This window comes from Blautia fusiformis (genome assembly GCF_020686995.1).
GTDB classification, from domain to species: Bacteria; Bacillota; Clostridia; order Lachnospirales; family Lachnospiraceae; genus Blautia_A; species Blautia_A fusiformis.
In genome coordinates, this window is the sequence record NZ_JAJEPT010000014.1 from 37,578 (window position 1) to 55,039 (window position 17,462).

At 43.2% G+C, this 17,462-nt stretch carries 20 protein-coding genes; 3 read left to right on the top strand and 17 right to left on the bottom strand.

Annotation, left to right across the window (positions count from 1 at the left end; all coding sequences use genetic code 11):
- Positions 1–138: 138 nt before the first annotated feature.
- The 4 genes from LKD46_RS12305 to LKD46_RS12320 form a co-directional block, all read right to left on the bottom strand.
- Complete coding sequence (locus LKD46_RS12305) at positions 139–2,592, bottom strand: hypothetical protein (RefSeq protein WP_110102759.1); 2,454 nt, start codon at positions 2,590–2,592, stop codon at positions 139–141.
- A 1-nt stretch (position 2,593) separates the two neighbouring features.
- Positions 2,594–3,763: a class I SAM-dependent methyltransferase gene (locus LKD46_RS12310; protein WP_015525637.1), complete on the bottom strand. Its 1,170-nt coding sequence runs from the start codon at positions 3,761–3,763 to the stop codon at positions 2,594–2,596.
- A 113-nt stretch (positions 3,764–3,876) separates the two neighbouring features.
- Entirely contained in the window at positions 3,877–4,257 is a 381-nt protein-coding gene (locus LKD46_RS12315; protein WP_015525636.1) for a hypothetical protein, read from the bottom strand.
- 78 nt (positions 4,258–4,335) lie between these two features.
- A complete protein-coding gene (locus LKD46_RS12320; RefSeq protein ID WP_015525635.1) occupies positions 4,336–5,037 on the bottom strand; it encodes a 5'-methylthioadenosine/adenosylhomocysteine nucleosidase in 702 nt (233 codons plus the stop codon).
- A gap of 175 nt (positions 5,038–5,212) precedes the next feature.
- Between LKD46_RS12320 and LKD46_RS12325 the strand changes: the two genes are divergently transcribed.
- Positions 5,213–5,461, top strand: coding sequence for a TIGR03905 family TSCPD domain-containing protein (locus LKD46_RS12325; protein WP_110102758.1), 249 nt, complete (start codon positions 5,213–5,215; stop codon positions 5,459–5,461).
- Between the two features lie 117 nt (positions 5,462–5,578).
- On the opposite strand, the gene LKD46_RS12330 is transcribed toward LKD46_RS12325, so the two are convergent.
- The 3 genes from LKD46_RS12330 to LKD46_RS12340 form a co-directional block, all read right to left on the bottom strand.
- A complete protein-coding gene (locus LKD46_RS12330) occupies positions 5,579–7,195 on the bottom strand; it encodes an MBL fold metallo-hydrolase RNA specificity domain-containing protein (RefSeq protein ID WP_059086203.1) in 1,617 nt (538 codons plus the stop codon).
- Positions 7,196–7,548: 353 nt separating this feature from the next.
- On the bottom strand, positions 7,549–8,028 hold the full coding sequence (locus tag LKD46_RS12335) for a DUF6147 family protein (protein ID WP_015525632.1): 480 nt from the start codon (positions 8,026–8,028) through the stop codon (positions 7,549–7,551).
- Between the two features lie 65 nt (positions 8,029–8,093).
- The gene (locus tag LKD46_RS12340; protein ID WP_015525631.1) at positions 8,094–8,933 is read right to left on the bottom strand and encodes a DUF4367 domain-containing protein; all 840 of its coding nucleotides are present in this window, start codon (positions 8,931–8,933) and stop codon (positions 8,094–8,096) included.
- A gap of 92 nt (positions 8,934–9,025) precedes the next feature.
- On the opposite strand from LKD46_RS12340, the gene LKD46_RS12345 reads away from it, so the two are divergent.
- Positions 9,026–10,093, top strand: coding sequence for an undecaprenyldiphospho-muramoylpentapeptide beta-N-acetylglucosaminyltransferase (locus LKD46_RS12345; protein ID WP_092072263.1), 1,068 nt, complete (start codon positions 9,026–9,028; stop codon positions 10,091–10,093).
- A gap of 64 nt (positions 10,094–10,157) precedes the next feature.
- Here LKD46_RS12345 and LKD46_RS12350 read toward each other — a convergent pair whose 3' ends face one another.
- The 3 genes from LKD46_RS12350 to LKD46_RS12360 all read right to left on the bottom strand — a co-directional run bounded on the left by LKD46_RS12350 (position 10,158) and on the right by LKD46_RS12360 (position 11,113).
- Positions 10,158–10,349, bottom strand: coding sequence for a hypothetical protein (locus LKD46_RS12350; protein WP_092072266.1), 192 nt, complete (start codon positions 10,347–10,349; stop codon positions 10,158–10,160).
- An 81-nt stretch (positions 10,350–10,430) separates the two neighbouring features.
- Positions 10,431–10,685: an RNA polymerase sigma factor gene (locus LKD46_RS12355; protein ID WP_227574183.1), complete on the bottom strand. Its 255-nt coding sequence runs from the start codon at positions 10,683–10,685 to the stop codon at positions 10,431–10,433.
- Between the two features lie 23 nt (positions 10,686–10,708).
- Positions 10,709–11,113 (bottom strand): HIT family protein, encoded by a 405-nt coding sequence (locus LKD46_RS12360; protein WP_015525628.1) that lies wholly within the window; start codon positions 11,111–11,113, stop codon positions 10,709–10,711.
- A 130-nt stretch (positions 11,114–11,243) separates the two neighbouring features.
- Here LKD46_RS12360 and LKD46_RS12365 point away from each other — a divergent pair, with 130 nt between their 5' ends.
- Positions 11,244–11,918: a two-component system sensor histidine kinase NtrB gene (locus tag LKD46_RS12365; protein WP_110102756.1), complete on the top strand. Its 675-nt coding sequence runs from the start codon at positions 11,244–11,246 to the stop codon at positions 11,916–11,918.
- On the opposite strand, the gene LKD46_RS12370 is transcribed toward LKD46_RS12365, so the two are convergent.
- The 7 genes from LKD46_RS12370 to LKD46_RS12400 form a co-directional block, all read right to left on the bottom strand.
- Positions 11,885–12,487 (bottom strand): rhomboid family intramembrane serine protease, encoded by a 603-nt coding sequence (locus tag LKD46_RS12370; RefSeq protein WP_021652840.1) that lies wholly within the window; start codon positions 12,485–12,487, stop codon positions 11,885–11,887. The two genes, LKD46_RS12365 and LKD46_RS12370, sit on opposite strands and share 34 nt — an antisense overlap.
- Before the next feature lie 157 nt (positions 12,488–12,644).
- Positions 12,645–14,075 carry a DUF6382 domain-containing protein gene (locus LKD46_RS12375; RefSeq protein WP_110102755.1) on the bottom strand — a complete coding sequence of 477 codons (1,431 nt, stop codon included), beginning with the start codon at positions 14,073–14,075 and terminating at the stop codon, positions 12,645–12,647.
- A gap of 1 nt (position 14,076) precedes the next feature.
- Positions 14,077–14,508 (bottom strand): TadE family protein, encoded by a 432-nt coding sequence (locus LKD46_RS12380; RefSeq protein ID WP_021652838.1) that lies wholly within the window; start codon positions 14,506–14,508, stop codon positions 14,077–14,079.
- Positions 14,505–14,921 carry a prepilin peptidase gene (locus tag LKD46_RS12385; protein ID WP_146207138.1) on the bottom strand — a complete coding sequence of 139 codons (417 nt, stop codon included), beginning with the start codon at positions 14,919–14,921 and terminating at the stop codon, positions 14,505–14,507. Before LKD46_RS12385 ends, LKD46_RS12380 begins: the two co-directional genes overlap by 4 nt.
- An 11-nt stretch (positions 14,922–14,932) precedes the next feature.
- Positions 14,933–15,709 (bottom strand): hypothetical protein, encoded by a 777-nt coding sequence (locus tag LKD46_RS12390; RefSeq protein ID WP_110102753.1) that lies wholly within the window; start codon positions 15,707–15,709, stop codon positions 14,933–14,935.
- 18 nt (positions 15,710–15,727) lie between these two features.
- Positions 15,728–17,221 (bottom strand): DUF5702 domain-containing protein, encoded by a 1,494-nt coding sequence (locus LKD46_RS12395; protein WP_202031280.1) that lies wholly within the window; start codon positions 17,219–17,221, stop codon positions 15,728–15,730.
- 59 nt (positions 17,222–17,280) lie between these two features.
- On the bottom strand, positions 17,281–17,451 hold the full coding sequence (locus LKD46_RS12400) for a Flp1 family type IVb pilin (protein ID WP_044962312.1): 171 nt from the start codon (positions 17,449–17,451) through the stop codon (positions 17,281–17,283).
- Between the last annotated feature and the right edge of the window lie 11 nt (positions 17,452–17,462).

The window sequence follows — 17,462 nt, forward strand, 5'->3', positions numbered from 1 at the left end:
GATTTTTCCCCTTTCCTGTCGCGCTTTCCCCGGAAAACAGGAACTTTTTTCCTGTTTTCCGATTTATGCCAAACGGGAACTCCCGTCTTGCCATCCTGCTGTAACCCCATGGCCTTCATCCGGCCTGCTCTGTAAGCATCATTCTATGACGTTTTCTATATAGGTGAGAAATACATTTCCGGCACTCTCAAACAGCGCTGTACTGTCATTCATTCCATACGGGCTGATCTGCCCTGTTGCCGGATCATAAAGATAGGTATTATATTCATCATAGCCTACGATCACCACACTGGAATTTTCTCCTGTCTTGGCGATCACCGGTCTCTGGGCACTGACCTCATAAAGAACATTGTCAAGAGTGCAGCCGGTCAGATCGATCACCGTTCCCATATCACCAAGGCTATCCTGAAGTTCTTTTTTCTTCCAGTTGGCTGTACGTATACTTTCCGGTACATCCTCTATATTCATCTGGAGCTTTGTTTTTTTGTTTCCACGTTCCCAGACATACTGCTGCGCACGGTTAAGTACCACTCCAGTCTGCGCATCCGCGCGTTTCACAGCTGCAGCCGGATCGGTATAGATACGGTCAAGAGAACCATATGCATAAACATAATAAAGTTCTCCCTGTGGAACGGTAGTATCCAATGTTACCGATGAGTCTTCAGTACTCTCGATCTTGGAACAAACAAGCAGCGGACTGTCTGTCTCCGGTTTCTGGGTCATGGTCAGGCGGATCAGCGTTCCTGCACGGTTTGTAGTGATCAATGCTACATCTATCTGGCTTCCGGATGCTTTTTTGTTATTCATGATATTGTCCTTTTTCTGGACTGTATAAGCATTCCCGGATTTTGCAGAAAGTTCAAACTCCATCATGGTACTGCCAACCGTTACGTTGGTGATATAAAGGCCATCCTGACGATACTCTTTTTTCACCTTTCCTTTAAAGCTTTCAATGCGGAATGTACTGATTCCCTCTGTTTCATGTCCGTTGGCATCCGTAAGAATGTCTTCATCGGAAAGGATCCCATATACCAGATCTTCATTCATAAATCCCAGAGCTCTCAGATTTTTTCCGCTTTCCGGCGAAATATCTCTTGTTTTCAGAGAATCAAATTCAATTTCCCGGATCTTCCCTGCATCATCTCCGGATTCGATCAGCCATGCTGCATGTGCCTTGGTATCTGACACAACAAAATGGTTCTGTTTGATTCCTTCTTCCAGAACCTGTGAGGTTCCTGTCTCAATATCTACCTGATACAGCTTCTGTGCAAACAGCAGAAACAGCTGATTGTTTTTGTTTACATAAGTGAGTGTTCCAAGATCTTCCTTCAGGAACTCGTAGGATTCTGTACTTGGTATGAATACTTTTTCTTCCACCACATTACGGTCGCTGTTGTAGTGATAAACACAGACACCGCTGTATCCCTCGTGAACACCACGGTTCATGTAACCGTACAATACAAAGTCTACATCCCCGTTATCTGCCACTCGGATGATCTTGATATCATGTTCGTTGCGCACATATCTGGAATCGTTATCTTCCTCTTTGCGGAAGCTGAAGATCCTTGTGATCTTTCCGCTGGACGGTGCATAAGACCAGAGATCCCCATCCTGCTCAAAAGCAACGATCTTTCCACTGCTGTCTGAAGCATAGGTGACATTCTTGTCACGGACACCCAGAAGCAGGCCTGCATCGGAAACTACCTTCTGAGACGGATCAAATACCTTCGTTGCAGAACGTTTAAAATCCAGCAGCATGATCCTTGTTTCTGTATAACGCATACGGTAAAATTCCGTAACATCATAAATTTCGGTTTTACCCTCATCATCCTGTGCGGAAACCTGATAATCCAGCGTGATACTTGCAGTCGTTTCATTGATATCATCGATCAGCGGAACTCCTTCCATGTAGAGCTTCGGAGAAAGGGATCCCCAGCTGATATTGGAAAGTCCAGAACTGATGGAAATATTATTGTAATTCGTTCCGCCGGAAATATCCTCCGCTTCCAGATATCCGGTCAGCGTATCTGCCTGTTCCTTGTCCAGACACTTTGTGGAAAAATCCTTGACAAACTGAAGATACGCTTCTGTATTCAACTGGGTTCTGGAAACCACTCTTGTATAGTAGTAGACTTCCCCCTCACTGGTATCCAGCGTGATCTGCATGGAATACTCCTGGTTCATGCGAAGGTCACTGCCGATCTCAATCTCTGTACTTAAACAGCCGTTGTCCTCTTTCGTGAGATTCTTGATCTTACGGTTCTCCATAACCTTGCTTCCGTCTGAAGTCCGTACCTCATAAGCAAGCCCTGTTACTGTATCAGCATATGGGTTGATCTCAAAAGACACTTTTTTGGTCGTATCCAGCGGAGTAATACTTCCTCTCATGAAATCGGTCTGCATCTGCTGTCTGTATCCATACATCTTATTTGCCTGGGTACTTCCGATCTTTACCATAACCTCTGGAAGTGTGGCATCGTTCATATCTGAGCGGTTATCTGTAGACTGACTGTTCATCAGAAATGAGGTCCCGGCTACTACTGCCACAAAGATCACCAGCAGTATCGCTCCCTTACGTAGGATCTTCATCATGTCATTCTCCCTTCTGTGAGGCTGACTCTTCCGGATAAAGAAGCCTATCCAGGGTAGGAGCCACATGAAGAGCCTTCATGGTATCCGAAAAACTGTCCCTGCTCTTTTTCTTTCCGGTTTTTACTGCGCGGATCAGAATATTCTTTGGTGTATGTTCCATATCGATAAATTCAAGAAGCTGGGTTTCATATCCTTTGCTTTCCAGAAGCTCAGCACGAAGACCATCTGTGATCAGAGCTGCCATTCTTTCCTTCAGGATCCCATAACGCATAACAGGCTGGAGCATTTCGTTTCGGATCTGACGATTCAGTTCATGCTGACAGCATGGAACAGACAGGATCACCTGAGCCCCCCATTCCACTGCCTTGGCCAGAGCGAAATCTGTTGCTGTATCGCAGGCATGAAGTGTCACCACCATGTCCACAGAAGAAACGCCTTCGTACCCTGCAATATCTCCCTGGTAAAAATGCAGCTTGTCATAACCATAAGATCTGGCCAATTCACTGCAATGCCGTATCACATCTTCCTTAAGATCCAGCCCTATGATGTTTACATCAAAACCCTCCAGTTCTCTGAGATAATAATACATAGCAAAAGTAAGATAGGATTTTCCGCAGCCAAAATCCAGGATCGTGATCTCTCTGTCTTTAGGAAGCTTCGGAAGGATATCCCTGATAAACTCCAGAAAGCGATTGATCTGTCTGAACTTGTCATATCTGGAAGCAACGATCTTTCCATCCTTTGTCATAACTCCCAGATCCACCAGAAACGGAGCTGCCGTTCCCTCTCTGAGAATGTACTGTTTCACCCGGTTATGAGGAGCGATCTTTATCTTCTCATTCTGTGCAGGCCCGTGTTGTTTTGTTTTGATGGTTGCTTTCCCTTTCTTGCTGATAAGGATACTTCCATCCTGACTGCGTCCGGTTGCCTGAAGCTGACGAAATTCCTCCATGGCATGCTCCAGATAAGCGATCATCTCTTCCCTGGTAAAATTCTTATGATAAACCTTCGTCCCTTCTGTCATGGACGCCTGGTAAAAAATCTGACCCTTCAGCTCCACAGGACGAAGCTTCACCTTGGAAGGTCCCTCGCCAGTCCTGCGGCCACTGACAACAGCCTGTATCAGCTGTTCATTAATCTGTTCTTCTAAAAATTCCCTTATTGTTTTCATCATACTTCCATTATATTCACTTTTTGTTTTATTGTATATGGACAGATGTTGTGCGAACCAGTTTTGGTCGCTTCTGCCAGTATCACTGTATCGTTCATGGGTAAACCGCCATTTTAATACTCAGTGCGGAAACATTTTCTGCACCTTTTCCTCCTGCATCTTCGTCTGGAAATCTCCTGATACACCAGCACTTCGATCAGATCATCCAGGAACCCTCCTGGAATCTCCTGTACACTGGTATCTCCTTCCATCTGTCCTTTCACCTGGTGACAGATGTGATAGAGCATGAAACGATCCGGATATTCATCATACAGCCGGCTTCCCTCATAATCCAAAAGCTGACACTGTGCTTCCGCTTTTTCCTGGATCCTTCGGGCTGTATCCGGATAGTATGATCTCATCAGATCAAATTCCTTTTCCTGTTCTCTCTCTTCATTATAAAAACCAGGACTTCCCTGTGTAGCATAAAACGGATAAAAATCTGGATAGATCATAACTCTTCTGCTGTCCTCTCTCTGCTATCTCTTACAGTATATGCAGAAGAAAAATGACGGTTCCCTCCAAAGTTCCGATCAGGCCATCCGTTTCAGCATTCCCTGGGTCAGACGTACGCTGTGCTCAATTGCAAGCTTTTCAAAAGCCGGATAATCCATGTTTGCACTATTATCTGCTTTATCTGAGATAGCACGGATGATCAGGAATGGAATCCCGTTAAGAGCTGCTGCCTGTCCGATCGCTGCGCCCTCCATCTCAACAGCATAGGCGCTGAATTCCTTTACAATATTATCTTTTACACCCTGATCACATACAAACTGATCTCCGGAAGCAATTCTTCCTTCAAAAACCCTGATCTCCGGATTTACTTCCTCGCATACATCATGTGCGATCTTACGAAGGCACTCATCTGCCTGGAAGGAAAACTCTTTCATCTGCGGGATCTGTCCCTTCGGATATCCGAATCCGGTTGCATCCATATCATGATGAAGAACATCTGTGGAAAGTACGATATCTCCAATATTGATATCATTGTTAAGGCTTCCTGCGATACCGGTATTGATCACCGCTTCCACCTGAAAGAGATCTGCCAGGATCTGGGTGCACATGCCGGCATTTACCTTACCGATCCCGGACTGTACCACAACTACCTTCTTTCCTTCCAGAACACCCTCATAAAAATCCATTCCGGCTCTGGTAGTAATGGATACATTCTCCATAACCTCTTTCAGTCTTGCTACTTCCTGTTCCATTGCTCCTATGATTCCAACACATTTCATGATCTGTAAATCCTCTCTTTCAATATGATATCCCGCTGAATTTCACAGTTTTTTTTCGTTCAGCAGTATCTTTTTCTTTTTCTACATTGTTCATTATAACAAATTTTATTTTTTATGGAAACTTTTTTTGAGAGATGCTATAATCGATAAATAAACAGAACAGGAGGTAACCAGAATGGTTTATAAGACAAAAGGCGTCTGTGCTCAAGGAATTGAGTTCGAGATCGACGATAATAAAAAAGTTCACAATATCAAGTTTACAGGCGGATGTTCCGGAAACACACAGGGTGTTGCACAGCTTGCAGAGGGAATGGATGCAAATGAAGTGATCTCCCGTCTGGAAGGCATCCGCTGCGGATTCAAACCAACTTCATGTCCGGATCAGCTTGCAAAAGCCATCCGCCAGGCATTGAACGAAGGCTGATCTCACATAATCTTATTTTGTATATCGTATTTATCATCACCCTGCGAAAAATTTCCGCAGGGTGATTTTAGAATGATCTGACAAAATAATTGTTTCAATGTTATCTTTGTTATCCGGTTAAATGTCCGTTCTATCCCACTTGTCACACAGTGACTGGATATCTCTTGCAAAACGATCCAGATCTTTATTGGGGCAACCTTCATTCTTCCGGATCACGGACATCAGGCGACGTCCCATAGCCAGCAGCTTCTCATATGCACGGGCAGCCTTGGTTGTTTTCGGCGAAGCAGTTGCCTTTACGATCCGAACACCGACAGCCTCATGGATACACCGGTTCTCCAGAAGATCATATTCAGTTCCACTAAAGGGTGCTGTTGCATCATACCCAAGCTCTTCTTTAAGCCTCTGGGCAAAAATCTCCGTCACCGTATCATCACCATGCGTAACAAATACGTGTTTTGGTCTCGTCTCAAAGGCTTTCGCCCATTCTATAAGTCCGTTTACATCAGCATGACCGCTGATTCCCGGCATTTTGCATATTTCAGCAGCTACCTGCACAGTCTCACCAAACAACTTCATCTCCACAGCACCTTCCAATAATGCCCGTCCCGGAGTTCCGATAGCCTGGTATCCAACAAAAAGAATGGTATTTCTGGGATTCCACAGATTGTGTTTCAGATGATGTTTGATACGACCAGCATCACACATACCGCTGGCGGAAATGATCACCTTGCAGTCCTCATCAAAATTGATAGCTCTGGAATCATCGGTAGTAACGGAGGTCTTCAATCCCTGGAAGGATAACGGATTGATACCTTTATTCAAAAGATCCATTGCTTCCTCATCATAGCAGGTATATGCATTTTCACTGAAGATCGTAGTTGCCTCATTGGCAAGGGGACTGTCTACATATACCGTAAAACCATCATGGCCGTGAACCAGTCCCTGTTCTTTGATCTGTCGGATAAAATACAGCATTTCCTGAGTACGGCCTACTGCAAAGGACGGGATTACCAAACTGCCGCCTCTGTCAAAGGTCCTCTGGATGATCTCTGCCAGTATTGCCGGATAATCCGGACGTTCTCCATGACTGCGGTCTCCGTAGGTAGATTCCATCACAACATAATCTGCCTCTCGGATATATACCGGATCCCTGATCAGCGGCTGATTGATATTTCCGATATCGCCGGAAAAAACGATCTTTTCTGTTTTGTCCTCTTCCGTCATCCAGACTTCAATACTGCTGGAGCCAAGAAGATGTCCTGCATCCACAAATCTTACTTCGATTCCCTCTGCCGGTTTGATGATCTTATCATATGGGCATCTGACGAAGTTCCGGAGCACACCCATGGCATCTTCCATCGTGTATGCAGGAATAAATTCCGGTTTTCCTTCTCTCCGCCCCTTTCGGTTTCTCCACTCAGCCTCGAACATCTGGATATGTGCGCTGTCACGAAGCATGATATCGCAGAGATTACAAGTTGCCTCTGTCGCATAGATCGGCCCCTGATAGCCTTTTGCATACAAGGCCGGAAGATTTCCGGAATGATCCATGTGTGCATGTGTCAGAAGCACAAAATCCAGATCACCCGGAGCCACCGGAAGCTCCTTATTTTCATAATAATCCGGTCCCTGCTCCATTCCATAATCCACCAGAAACTTCCGTCCTGCCGCTTCCAGATAATAACAGCTTCCAGTCACCTCATGCGTAGCACCGATAAATGTTATCTTCATGCACAAGCCCCCTTTTCCGTCCCACGTTCTGAAATTTCCATATCAAAAAAGCCTGAAGGATCTCTCTGTGATATCCGATCGTCCAGAAACGCTGTGATATACAATTCCAAGAAGAAATAATCGACTTTTTGTTTATTAACGGTTTGTTATTGTATTTATTATACACGAAATATATGTTTTTTGACAGTCTTTTTGTGAAAAATGTTTCTTTTTTTAAGGGGATTTTTTTAGATTTTTTGATATTATTCAGAATTTTTAGACATTCCCCAGCGAAGGTAATGTAAAGTTTACTGGATTTTTTATTTTTTTTGGGGGAGTGGCATCGCTGGGGGGTGTGTTATTTTGTTGATTTATTATTTTACAAGAATACCATTGGTTAAGGTTGTGGTTGATTCTTTACTGCCATCTTTAGCTGCGTGATAGCCTCGTACACGGTAGTAATAACCCTTTGGTACGATTACCGTAAGATCTTTAACTAAATTACTTGCGTTTGATGCTGTAAAACTCCAGCTTTTATATGTAGAATATGTTCCATTTACCTTTCTTTCCAAGTAAACATCCAAATAAACTTTACTGCATACATGATGGCACTGAGTTATTCCAGAGATTCCAACTTTATTACTTGCCATCTTTTTTATCGTTGTTGTTCCAAAACTTAAGTTATTGCCTCTAAGAACACTGTAAGTCGTATCCTCTGCATAATCTCCATCCGTATCTGTTTCCACTGAAAAATCATCTGATAAGCCTTCTGCCATTGCAGGAACTACAAATAATATACTGCAGCAACATGCCAAAAACAACATGCTTATTATTCTTTTCATTTTCTCTTTCATATAATGCCTTTCTCCTTTAAACTTTCATTACATTATATATACGATGAAAAAAAAACATTATCTCGTCAAAATTTTATATTTTTGATTAATTTTATAAACTCCTTTTCTTCCATTTGGGATTCTATTTGATAAAATTCTGTGGAATTATTCCAATATGCAACATAACTGGCTTTCTTATCTCCTTTAGCCATTATTCTTTTCACCTGAATGCTCGCTTCTCCCTCCGGTAATTTGATTGTTTCTATTTCTTTTCCATCTAAACTCGCACCAGTACTTTTGGTTTCCTTATCATATTTATTAATATATAATGTCATAATTGTGTCATTATAATCATACTGCAATAAAGCATATTCAAAATCTTTACTTATATTGTAATCTTTGAATTCAAGTCCCTCAGGCCGATATAAAAAGCGTGGAATATCAACACTTAACTCTTTTTCTATATCATCAATTGCCTTTTGCTCATCTTCACATTCTTTCTCATTCGTTCTATCATTATCTACCACAATCTTCGTATCATGTCCAACCCAATACCTCACAGAATCAATAAAATACCTCCTGTTCGCCTGGCTGGTCATGCTTGCGGCGAAGATACCGGCTGAGCATACAAGTACTGCTGCCGCTACGCGAGCTGCTTTATGACTTTTCTTTTCGGGCAGATAAACGATTTTTACATTCTCTTTATGATCATCAGTTTTAATACTGTCAGTTTCGTCTTCTTTGTAAACACCATCTGCTTTCAGTTTTTCTACAAGCCTCTGATAAGCAGCCTTTGCCTCCTCTTCTGTTTCTCCATCATCAGGAATCACTCCATCTGGAAACAGGATTTTTTCCATCTCTTCGGTTTCTTTTTCATATTCTTCTGCCAACCATTTTTTCAGTTCGGCATCCCTGAAATTTTCCATTATTTTTCTCCTGTAATCCTATCTTTCCTTGACAATTCCTCCGTTAGAGTTCATATTTAATGATAGTATATGACTATTCAGGAGGAATCCAAATGAAACACATCGTACTTACCGGCGGTGGTACTGCCGGACATGTAACTCCAAATATTGCCCTGATTCCAAAGCTCAGGGAGCTTGGTTATAAGATTTCCTACATCGGTTCCTACGAAGGAATCGAAAAAAAACTGATCGAAGAACTTGGAATCCCATATTATGGAATCTCATCCGGAAAGCTGAGACGTTACTTCGATCTCAAAAACTTCTCTGACCCGTTTCGTGTACTGAAGGGATTCAGCCAGGCCAGAAAGATTCTGAAAGAGCTGAAACCGGACGTTGTTTTTTCTAAAGGCGGTTTCGTTACGGTTCCCGTTGTGATCGCGGCCAAACGTTTAAAAATCCCCGCATTAATCCACGAGTCCGACATGACTCCAGGTCTTGCCAATAAACTCTGTCTCTCTTCTGCATCCAGAATCTGCTGTAATTTTCCTGAGACAGTCGCCAATCTTCCAGCTGACAAAGCAGTTCTTACAGGAACTCCGATCCGCCAGGAACTTCTTTCCGGAAATGCGGAAAACGGTCGTAAATTCTGTGGTTTCACTGCTGACAAACCGGTACTTATGGTTATCGGTGGTAGTCTGGGAGCTGCTTCTGTCAATGATAATGTCCGCAAGATCCTCCCTGAACTTCTGAAGGAATTCCAGGTTGTTCATCTCTGCGGAAAGGGAAAAACCGATGAATCTCTCAACGGTACTGCCGGATACGTCCAGTATGAATATATCCAGGACGAGCTTCCGGATCTGTTTGCCATGGCTGATATCGTGATCTCCCGCGCAGGCGCTAACGCAATCTGTGAGATCCGCGAACTTCATAAGCCAAATCTTCTGATCCCGCTTTCTGCCAAAGCCAGTCGTGGTGACCAGATCCTTAACGCTCGATCCTTCGAACGCCAGGGCTTCAGTAAAGTGCTGGAAGAAGAGGAGATTACAGAAGAAAAGCTTCTGGAAACCATCCGCCAGCTCTATACCGATCGTCAGAAATATACAGATGCTATGGCAGGAAACGGCCAGGTAGATTCCATCAGTAAGATCACTGATCTTATTGAAGAATGCGCCAGAGCCTGACTATATTTCCACAACAGCCATATGAAAACTCTGCCACTCCCTTCCGGGCTGGCAGGGTTTTCTTTTATTCGTATACTTTGCGAAATTCTTCCTGCAGCCAGCGCTTCGCTTTATATATCCTGTTATTGACACCACTTTTCGTCAGACCATATTCTTCTGCAACTGTTTCAACGGAAATCTCCAGATATTTGACCTGAATTAAGATCTCATAATTTATCGGCTGTTTCTTTCGAAATCTTCTCAGCACCATATACATAAATTCTTTCTTCTCTTTACGCAGAAATACCTCTTCCGCATCGACCGAATTCTGTTCTTCCAGAAATGCCGCAACTTCTTCCTAACAGACAAACTCATGCTTGGAGCTTGATTTCTTTATATAATCCAAAGCCTTATTCATAGATGCCCTCTTGATCAGAGAAAACATCATCTTTTCATTATCAATATTCAGGCCATCCTTTATAGTATACATTTTGTAAAGTACATCCTGACTGACATCATCAGCAATGCTCCAGTCATGGAGAACCCCATACGCATACCCTCTGGATATTTTTCGGTATTTAAGATAAAACTCTTCAAATGTCTGATTATTCATTTTTCCTCTTTAGTGGCTATTTGTCATTCTTTAATTTTCTTTAAGATTTCATCTCTCACCTCATCGCTGAGTTCTCCGGGTTTCCAGGTTAAACCAACACCATCTCCCTCATATCTCGGAATCAGATGCATGTGAAAATGAAACACAGTCTGTCCTGCGATCTCTCCATTGTTCTGCACAACATTAAATCCATCACAGTTCAGTGCATCTCTCAGCTTTCCTGCCATTTTTTTAGCCAGGATCATTGCTTTTCCGGCAGTCTCATCCGGAAGTTCATAAATATTCGCTGCATGCTTTTTCGGCAGGATCAATGAGTGTCCTTTGCTTGCCGGTCCCAGATCCAAAATCACGCGAAATTCCTCATCCTCATAAAGTGTTGCTGATGGAATCTCTCCATTTGCGATTTTACAAAATATGCAATCTCCCATTATTTTGTCCTCCTTGTTTGCAAAATTATTTTATCTATATTCTTATTTTGTCGTATTTTCTCGAATTTTTCAATACTGTTCTTGTTGATATTTGAAATTTCTGATGTTAATATTTTTTCGAGGTGATAATATGTGCAACGATACTACAGTCAGTAAATTTAAAAACGATTTTCATTATACACTTTCAAAATTTTCACATGAACTCCGGAATCCTCTGACTCTTATTAACAGCGGACTCCAGATGATCGCATCTGCACATCCTGAGGTCAAAGAATATGAGCACTGGGATGATGTTATGGATAATCTTGATTATGTAAAAGAACTTCTTGATGAACTTTCTGCATTTAATAATGCAGGCCATGTCAAAAGAGAAAACATTGACACCTGCAGCTACCTCCGAACGATCCTTTCCTCCATAAAACCTACTCTGGATTATCTGGAGATCACACTTGAAACAGATATTCCGGATTCATTGCCATCGATGGCTCTTGACCGGATCCGTGTCCGGCAGATGCTTCTGAATCTTCTGAAAAACGCATGGGAAGCCGTTCCTATTCCCGGAGGAAAGATTTCTTTTTCTGTCATTCCGGAAAATTCCGGCATCCGCATTGATATCCGGGATAACGGATGTGGAATCTCAAAGGAACAGCAGGCTACGATATTTCAGCCATTTTTTACAACCAAAGAATCCGGGACCGGCCTTGGCCTTGCTGTTTCAAAACAGATCGCTCAGGCACACAGTGGAGACATCACGCTTGAGAGCGCTCCCGGTCAGGGAACTGTTTTCCATATTTTTCTGGGATGATAAAGAATTACAGCGATCAGGAAACCACTCAACAAACCGCCTATATGCGCTACGTTATCCACGCCTTCACTTGCAAATCCAAAATACAGTGAAAATGCGGCCATGATCAGCATCTGTCTGACAGTCAGATCCGCCACTCTTCCTCTGTGCCGTATGATCACATAGATCATACCGCCCATGACTGCAAAAACAGCTCCGGAAGCTCCTGCAGATAAAGAAGCGTTTCCTGCATACATATCAAAAAACAAAGAGAGCATATTTCCGCCCAGACCACCAAATATATAGATCAGAAAAAATTTTATCTTTCCTGTTACCGGTTCCAGCCTCTGGCCAAGCACAAACAGAACCAACATATTATTGATCAGATGCGGCGCACCAAAATGCAGAAACATACTGCTAAACATCCGATACCACTGTCCCTGTTCCAGGATCAGCGGTGCATAAGCAGCACCGCATTCCAGCATATGCTGCCCGTTCTCCGAGCCGCCGGTAAATTCCACCACAAGAAAGATCAGCGTATTTATGAGGATCAGTAAAACTGTCACAGGTTCTTTTTTTATTTCTTCCAATTCCGGCCTCTTTCCACAGCGGTTCCGGAAATATTTCCCATAACTCGCTGTTATAATCTGAAAATTTGAATTTATTTCATTATTTTAACAGATTTTCATCAGGCGGACAACCTACGGTCCCATATTAATACGATACAAAACTGGATTTTTCGCTCTGTTATTTCAAAAAAATATAACGGGCCTGTGCAAAATCGACTTCATCCTCATCCTCCAGCAAATAATCTTCTCCTGTTTTCAGAAGCTGTCCATTTACAGAAGTCCCATTTCTGGAGTTCAGATCTGCCAGATAATATGCCCCCTCCCTTTTTCGGATCTTGGCATGGATCCTGCTGACAGTTGGTATATTGATCACTGCATCCGCCGCAGTTTCCAGTTTTCCGATCACTGTGATATCTTTTTCCAAATAAATGGTAGCCAATTCCCCCGGTTCCCGGCTCACTAATGTAGCAGGACCTTTGGATGCACCTGCCGAAAGAACTACTGTTTCACCAAATCCATCTAAAAAATCTTCCGCTTTTGTCGGGATATTTTTTTTGATCTTTTCCAGTTCTTTTCTGCTGTCACCGGCATTGCTCCCTGACAGCGTACCAGATTCTTTCTGATCTTCAGAATATACAGCTGCCTCTTTTTCCGCCGCACCATATTTCTGCTCAGGCACCGGCGTATCCAGTTTTTTCTTTTTTCCACAGACTTTTTTGATCAGAATATAGCTCAGCATCCCCAGTATCATTGCTGCAAGAATTCCCAGAAGAAAAATTTCTTTGCTTATTCTTGGAATATATCCGCCGGCCATTCCTGCCGTAATTCCTAGAAGAAGCACCAATGCTGCACCAAATCCAGCCACTGGCTTCCATATTTTGTTTGTTTTTCGCTTCTGTGAGTCCGCTGAAGATTTTTTCTGTTTTTCATTTCCGGACACACTGGCTCTTTCCCAGCCTTCCACCTGCCACAGATCCTCTGCTTTTTCCTCCTCTGTCATCCTGTTTTCTTCCTGGACCACTGTTTTCTTTTTTTCATATGAAGAAAAATCTTCCTCGTCGCTGTTACATATTTTATATAACTCTTCCTTGATGTATTCCAGATGAAAGCTGTCCTCCAGTGCACGTCTGTATACATTATATCCCAACATGACCGCTTTTCCGTCTTCATGATCCAGCTTTGGAAGGATATACTCCGCAAGACTCTGAAACTGTTTCTGTATTTCCCCATGAAATCCCGGAAGATAACAAAATCGGACACTTTTTCTTTCCGCATCCAGATAGATATATTCCGGTTCCAGGATCAGCTGACAGGGATTCAAAAGATACTCGGACATTTCTTCCATGATCTGTATAAATCCTCCCAGTATCACCTGAAGCGACTCCAGATCCATCTTTTTTTCCTCAAAAAGCGCAGTCATGGAATGCCTGGAAGTTATATCATAATACACCATGAATTTTCCGTCGATTCCCTGTATCCGACACTGAAGAAGATCAGGCACAGCATTGGCCACGATCATCCTTACCTGGTAAGAATCTGTATCGATTCTCTCATCTCCTGTCAGGATCAGATAATTATGATTCATATCTCTTTTATATTCCGTTCTCATTTTATGGCGTCACCTCTCCCAGCATATCCACAGTTCCTTTTACCTTGCGAATCCATCCCACAGGCCGCAGAGGCTTTGCCTTACCACTGACTTCCAGCTTCCATTTCTGCCCCAGGAACCCGGCAGGTACTTCCAGTCTGTAAGTTACTTTCACAGTTTTTCCTGCATTTGTCTGCATGCTCAGATTCTCTCCTCCCGGAAGCCCGATATCTCCCAGCATTCTTCCCTGTATATCCGCCTTTTCATATATGTTCCCTTTCTTTTTATATCCTTCCATACTGCCGCTGACTGCTGCCTCATAAGCTGCCGCAGTGAGATATGCTCTGTCATGTACAAAAAAATCCAGATACAGCACTCCGATCAGTATCATAAGCACCAGAGGCATGAGCAATGCAGCTTCTATTGTAAAGCTCCCCTTTTTTATTTTTCTCACAAAAATATCCCTCCCAAATATCCGATCAGCAGAAACGGTACAAAAGGAATTTCCTCACTTCGACTCTTTTTTAGCATAAGATACTCAATGCCTGAGTAGATTCCGCACAACAATAATGCACCACAGAGGATCCCTGCCAGTTCTCCGGCTCCCAGCACAGAGCCCATTGTCAGTATCAACAATCCGTCTCCAAATCCGACCATTCCTCCGCTGATCAAAGCGGTCAAAATTATAAATACTCCGATTCCCATGGAAATAATCCCTGCCGGCCAGAGAAGCCCCTGCCTGATCCGCCACAGGATCCCGCCTGTCAGGAATATAAAGAGCACCGGTAAACAGATTTCTTTTTTTCGGATATCTGTCCAGGTATTAATTACAAGAAGTACAGTCATGCAAATTTTTACACTGCTCATGATCTCTCCCTTCAGCCACATCGTCCGCAGGCACTCATTTCACCGGAAACCTCAGTTTCTTTCACCATCCGTACAGATCGTTTCAATGCGCTGCAGCTTTCCCTGTTATGAAAACGGTTACTCTTTTTTGTGATATATACCACTCCGGCCGGTTCCTGCCCACGACTGCACAGCTCACAGGCCTGATACTTTTCTCCATATGCATTTTTTAAAGCTTTAACCGAAGAGCCTGATATCTGCTGAACAGACAGATTCAGATAACTGCACCCCAGTTTTCTGTGATACACACTTCCTGATTCTGTCACATACACCATAGGCTGGCTTTCCACTGTATCCTTTCCATTTTCGTATATCACACCATTCCACGTATGAACCTTTACCGTATTATGGAACCATATTTTAGGAAGCGGGATCAGACCGCCTATGGGCTGATAGGAATATACGTCCGGCAATGTGATCGTTTCTGTACCTGAACCGCCGGCACCATACGCATACATACCTGCTTCCTTTGCTTTCTGGCACAAGCCAGTCAGATGCTCCGTCTGTACCTTGTAAATATCCATAAAAGAAAGCAGCGTGAGCACTCCGAAAAAAAACAGCGGCAAAGCCATCGCAGTCTCCAGAGTGAGACTTGCTTTTTTCAGAAAGGTGCACAGGGATACTTTTCCAGAAAGCGTTTTCCGGCTTATCGGGGAAAGCAGGAAAAAAGCTCTTCGAGAGCGCCTTTCTCTTTTTTGATCCAGTCTGTTTATCTGATTTTTATCTTCTTTTTCTTTCTGAAAAAGCATCCCTGTACACCTCTCTTTCTATTCATACGCATACTGACGTGTAACTGTAAATATTTTCCGTCTGTTTGCTTTTACATCTGCAGACGCTTCCATGGCAGTGATGCAGTGATCCATCTGAAAACCCGGTCTTTTTCCCTTTTCACGTACAGAGCACTCGATCATGTCCATTCCTCTCAGAATTTTATCCTGTTTTCCTTTCGCCATAAGCAGAACCTGAAGATAATCCTCATAAGACATTCCATTCCCTGCATCCTTTCTTGAAGAATCCAGTTTGTCCAGGATATTGGGCAGATTACTCAAAGACAGCTGCCAGTCTGAGGAGTTTTTTATAAGAGGTACATGTCCTCCTGCAAAAAGTTCCCGGACATCCAGAATACTCTCCGCAAATGCCCAGCAAAAGATCAGTGCCGCTTCGATCACTGCTGCCGCCGGTGGGATCAGAAAACCTGATGCAATCGCCAGCGCCAGTGTTTCGACCTGTATCCGTTTTCCACTATCTGAAAGCAGATACGCCATGTTAACCCCCTGACGGATCACCAGAAGTTTTCCTGCCACGGACTTCAGATTTTCCCGATCACTGTTCTTCCCTCCAAGAATATATTCCACCTGATAATTCAACCCCGCCGCTGCCGGTCTTCGATAATTTCCCAGTTTCTTTAGCAGATACTGTCCAAACAATATTCCGGACGTATACGAATTATCGGATCGTATATCCGTATCCAACATTAGTCCTGTCTGGAGCTTTCTTCCGGATGTAAGGCTTTTTCTGTCTGTAAACGCATCCGATATTCCCCGTTCGGATGGTACTACCAGATCAAGAAGTCCCATTTTACGGACTCTTCTGATGATCGGAATAGGATTTTCCACGCTTTCATCAACACCGCCGGTAAAATCATCCCCATTTCCTGCATCCGAAAAATCTCCCTGGTTTTTTTGTTGTTCCTGTTCTTTTTTTGCTTCTTCGCTCTTCTGCGCGGCGTCCGTAATAGCAGAATCATAGGAATCCAACGTTCCTTTATTTTCTGCCTGTTCTCCTTTTTTCTCTGCGTCCTCTGTCTTCTTTTCCTGATCCTTCAGTTTTCCGAGAAGAGTCTGTACCCCCTGGCTTCCCAGAGTTTCACGCATATACTGAACAGCCTGCTGGTAAAAAATCTCGCCTTTTCCGTCGCTCAGAAGCTGATAACCATTGAATCCGCCCTGGAGAAGCTCCAGTTTCTGACTGTTCTGTTTCAATACAGGTTTCATATAAGTCTGAAAATCATCATATACAGAAGCCATATCCAGTTCTTCTTTTCCACCTGCATACAGTGCAAACAGCTCATAATCTTCCAAAAGCGTTCGGTCATACTGTCCAAATAAGGAATATAAGCCAATATCCATACTGTTAAGTATCTGTGTCCTGGCAGCTGCCATGCGTACAGATTCAATGCTGGCACACACAAGAGAAAGAACCAGGCTCAAGATCAGAGCCAGAAAGATCGTAATGCTGCCTTTTTTCACATTTCCTGCCAAGGGGTACCTCTCCTTTCCAAAACGGAAATATCAGCAGATATCACCGTTTTTTCTCATTTTCAGATCGTGTTGCTTTGTTTTGTGATTTTTGTAAGGATTTTTTTAACAAGTGCTGTAAGCTGTTCCTTAAAGATGATGACCAGACTGATCAGAACCACCAGAATCAGGATGATCTCCACAACACCCACCGCATCCTCTTCCATCGCAAATTCTTTTACATACTTCCACATATTTTCATTTG

Bases quoted from the DNA above. Each gene is read 5' to 3' on its own strand.
- LKD46_RS12305 (WP_110102759.1), bottom strand. From the start codon at position 2,592: ATGATGAAGATCCTACGTAAGGGAGCGATACTGCTGGTGATCTTTGTG.
- LKD46_RS12310 (WP_015525637.1), bottom strand. From the start codon at position 3,763: ATGAAAACAATAAGGGAATTTTTAGAAGAACAGATTAATGAACAGCTG.
- LKD46_RS12315 (WP_015525636.1), bottom strand. From the start codon at position 4,257: ATGATCTATCCAGATTTTTATCCGTTTTATGCTACACAGGGAAGTCCT.
- LKD46_RS12320 (WP_015525635.1), bottom strand. From the start codon at position 5,037: ATGAAATGTGTTGGAATCATAGGAGCAATGGAACAGGAAGTAGCAAGA.
- LKD46_RS12325 (WP_110102758.1), top strand. From the start codon at position 5,213: ATGGTTTATAAGACAAAAGGCGTCTGTGCTCAAGGAATTGAGTTCGAG.
- LKD46_RS12330 (WP_059086203.1), bottom strand. From the start codon at position 7,195: ATGAAGATAACATTTATCGGTGCTACGCATGAGGTGACTGGAAGCTGT.
- LKD46_RS12335 (WP_015525632.1), bottom strand. From the start codon at position 8,028: ATGAAAGAGAAAATGAAAAGAATAATAAGCATGTTGTTTTTGGCATGT.
- LKD46_RS12340 (WP_015525631.1), bottom strand. From the start codon at position 8,933: ATGGAAAATTTCAGGGATGCCGAACTGAAAAAATGGTTGGCAGAAGAA.
- LKD46_RS12345 (WP_092072263.1), top strand. From the start codon at position 9,026: ATGAAACACATCGTACTTACCGGCGGTGGTACTGCCGGACATGTAACT.
- LKD46_RS12350 (WP_092072266.1), bottom strand. From the start codon at position 10,349: ATGTATATGGTGCTGAGAAGATTTCGAAAGAAACAGCCGATAAATTAT.
- LKD46_RS12355 (WP_227574183.1), bottom strand. From the start codon at position 10,685: ATGAATAATCAGACATTTGAAGAGTTTTATCTTAAATACCGAAAAATA.
- LKD46_RS12360 (WP_015525628.1), bottom strand. From the start codon at position 11,113: ATGGGAGATTGCATATTTTGTAAAATCGCAAATGGAGAGATTCCATCA.
- LKD46_RS12365 (WP_110102756.1), top strand. From the start codon at position 11,244: ATGTGCAACGATACTACAGTCAGTAAATTTAAAAACGATTTTCATTAT.
- LKD46_RS12375 (WP_110102755.1), bottom strand. From the start codon at position 14,075: ATGAGAACGGAATATAAAAGAGATATGAATCATAATTATCTGATCCTG.
- LKD46_RS12385 (WP_146207138.1), bottom strand. From the start codon at position 14,921: ATGAGCAGTGTAAAAATTTGCATGACTGTACTTCTTGTAATTAATACC.
- LKD46_RS12390 (WP_110102753.1), bottom strand. From the start codon at position 15,709: ATGCTTTTTCAGAAAGAAAAAGAAGATAAAAATCAGATAAACAGACTG.
- LKD46_RS12400 (WP_044962312.1), bottom strand. From the start codon at position 17,451: ATGTGGAAGTATGTAAAAGAATTTGCGATGGAAGAGGATGCGGTGGGT.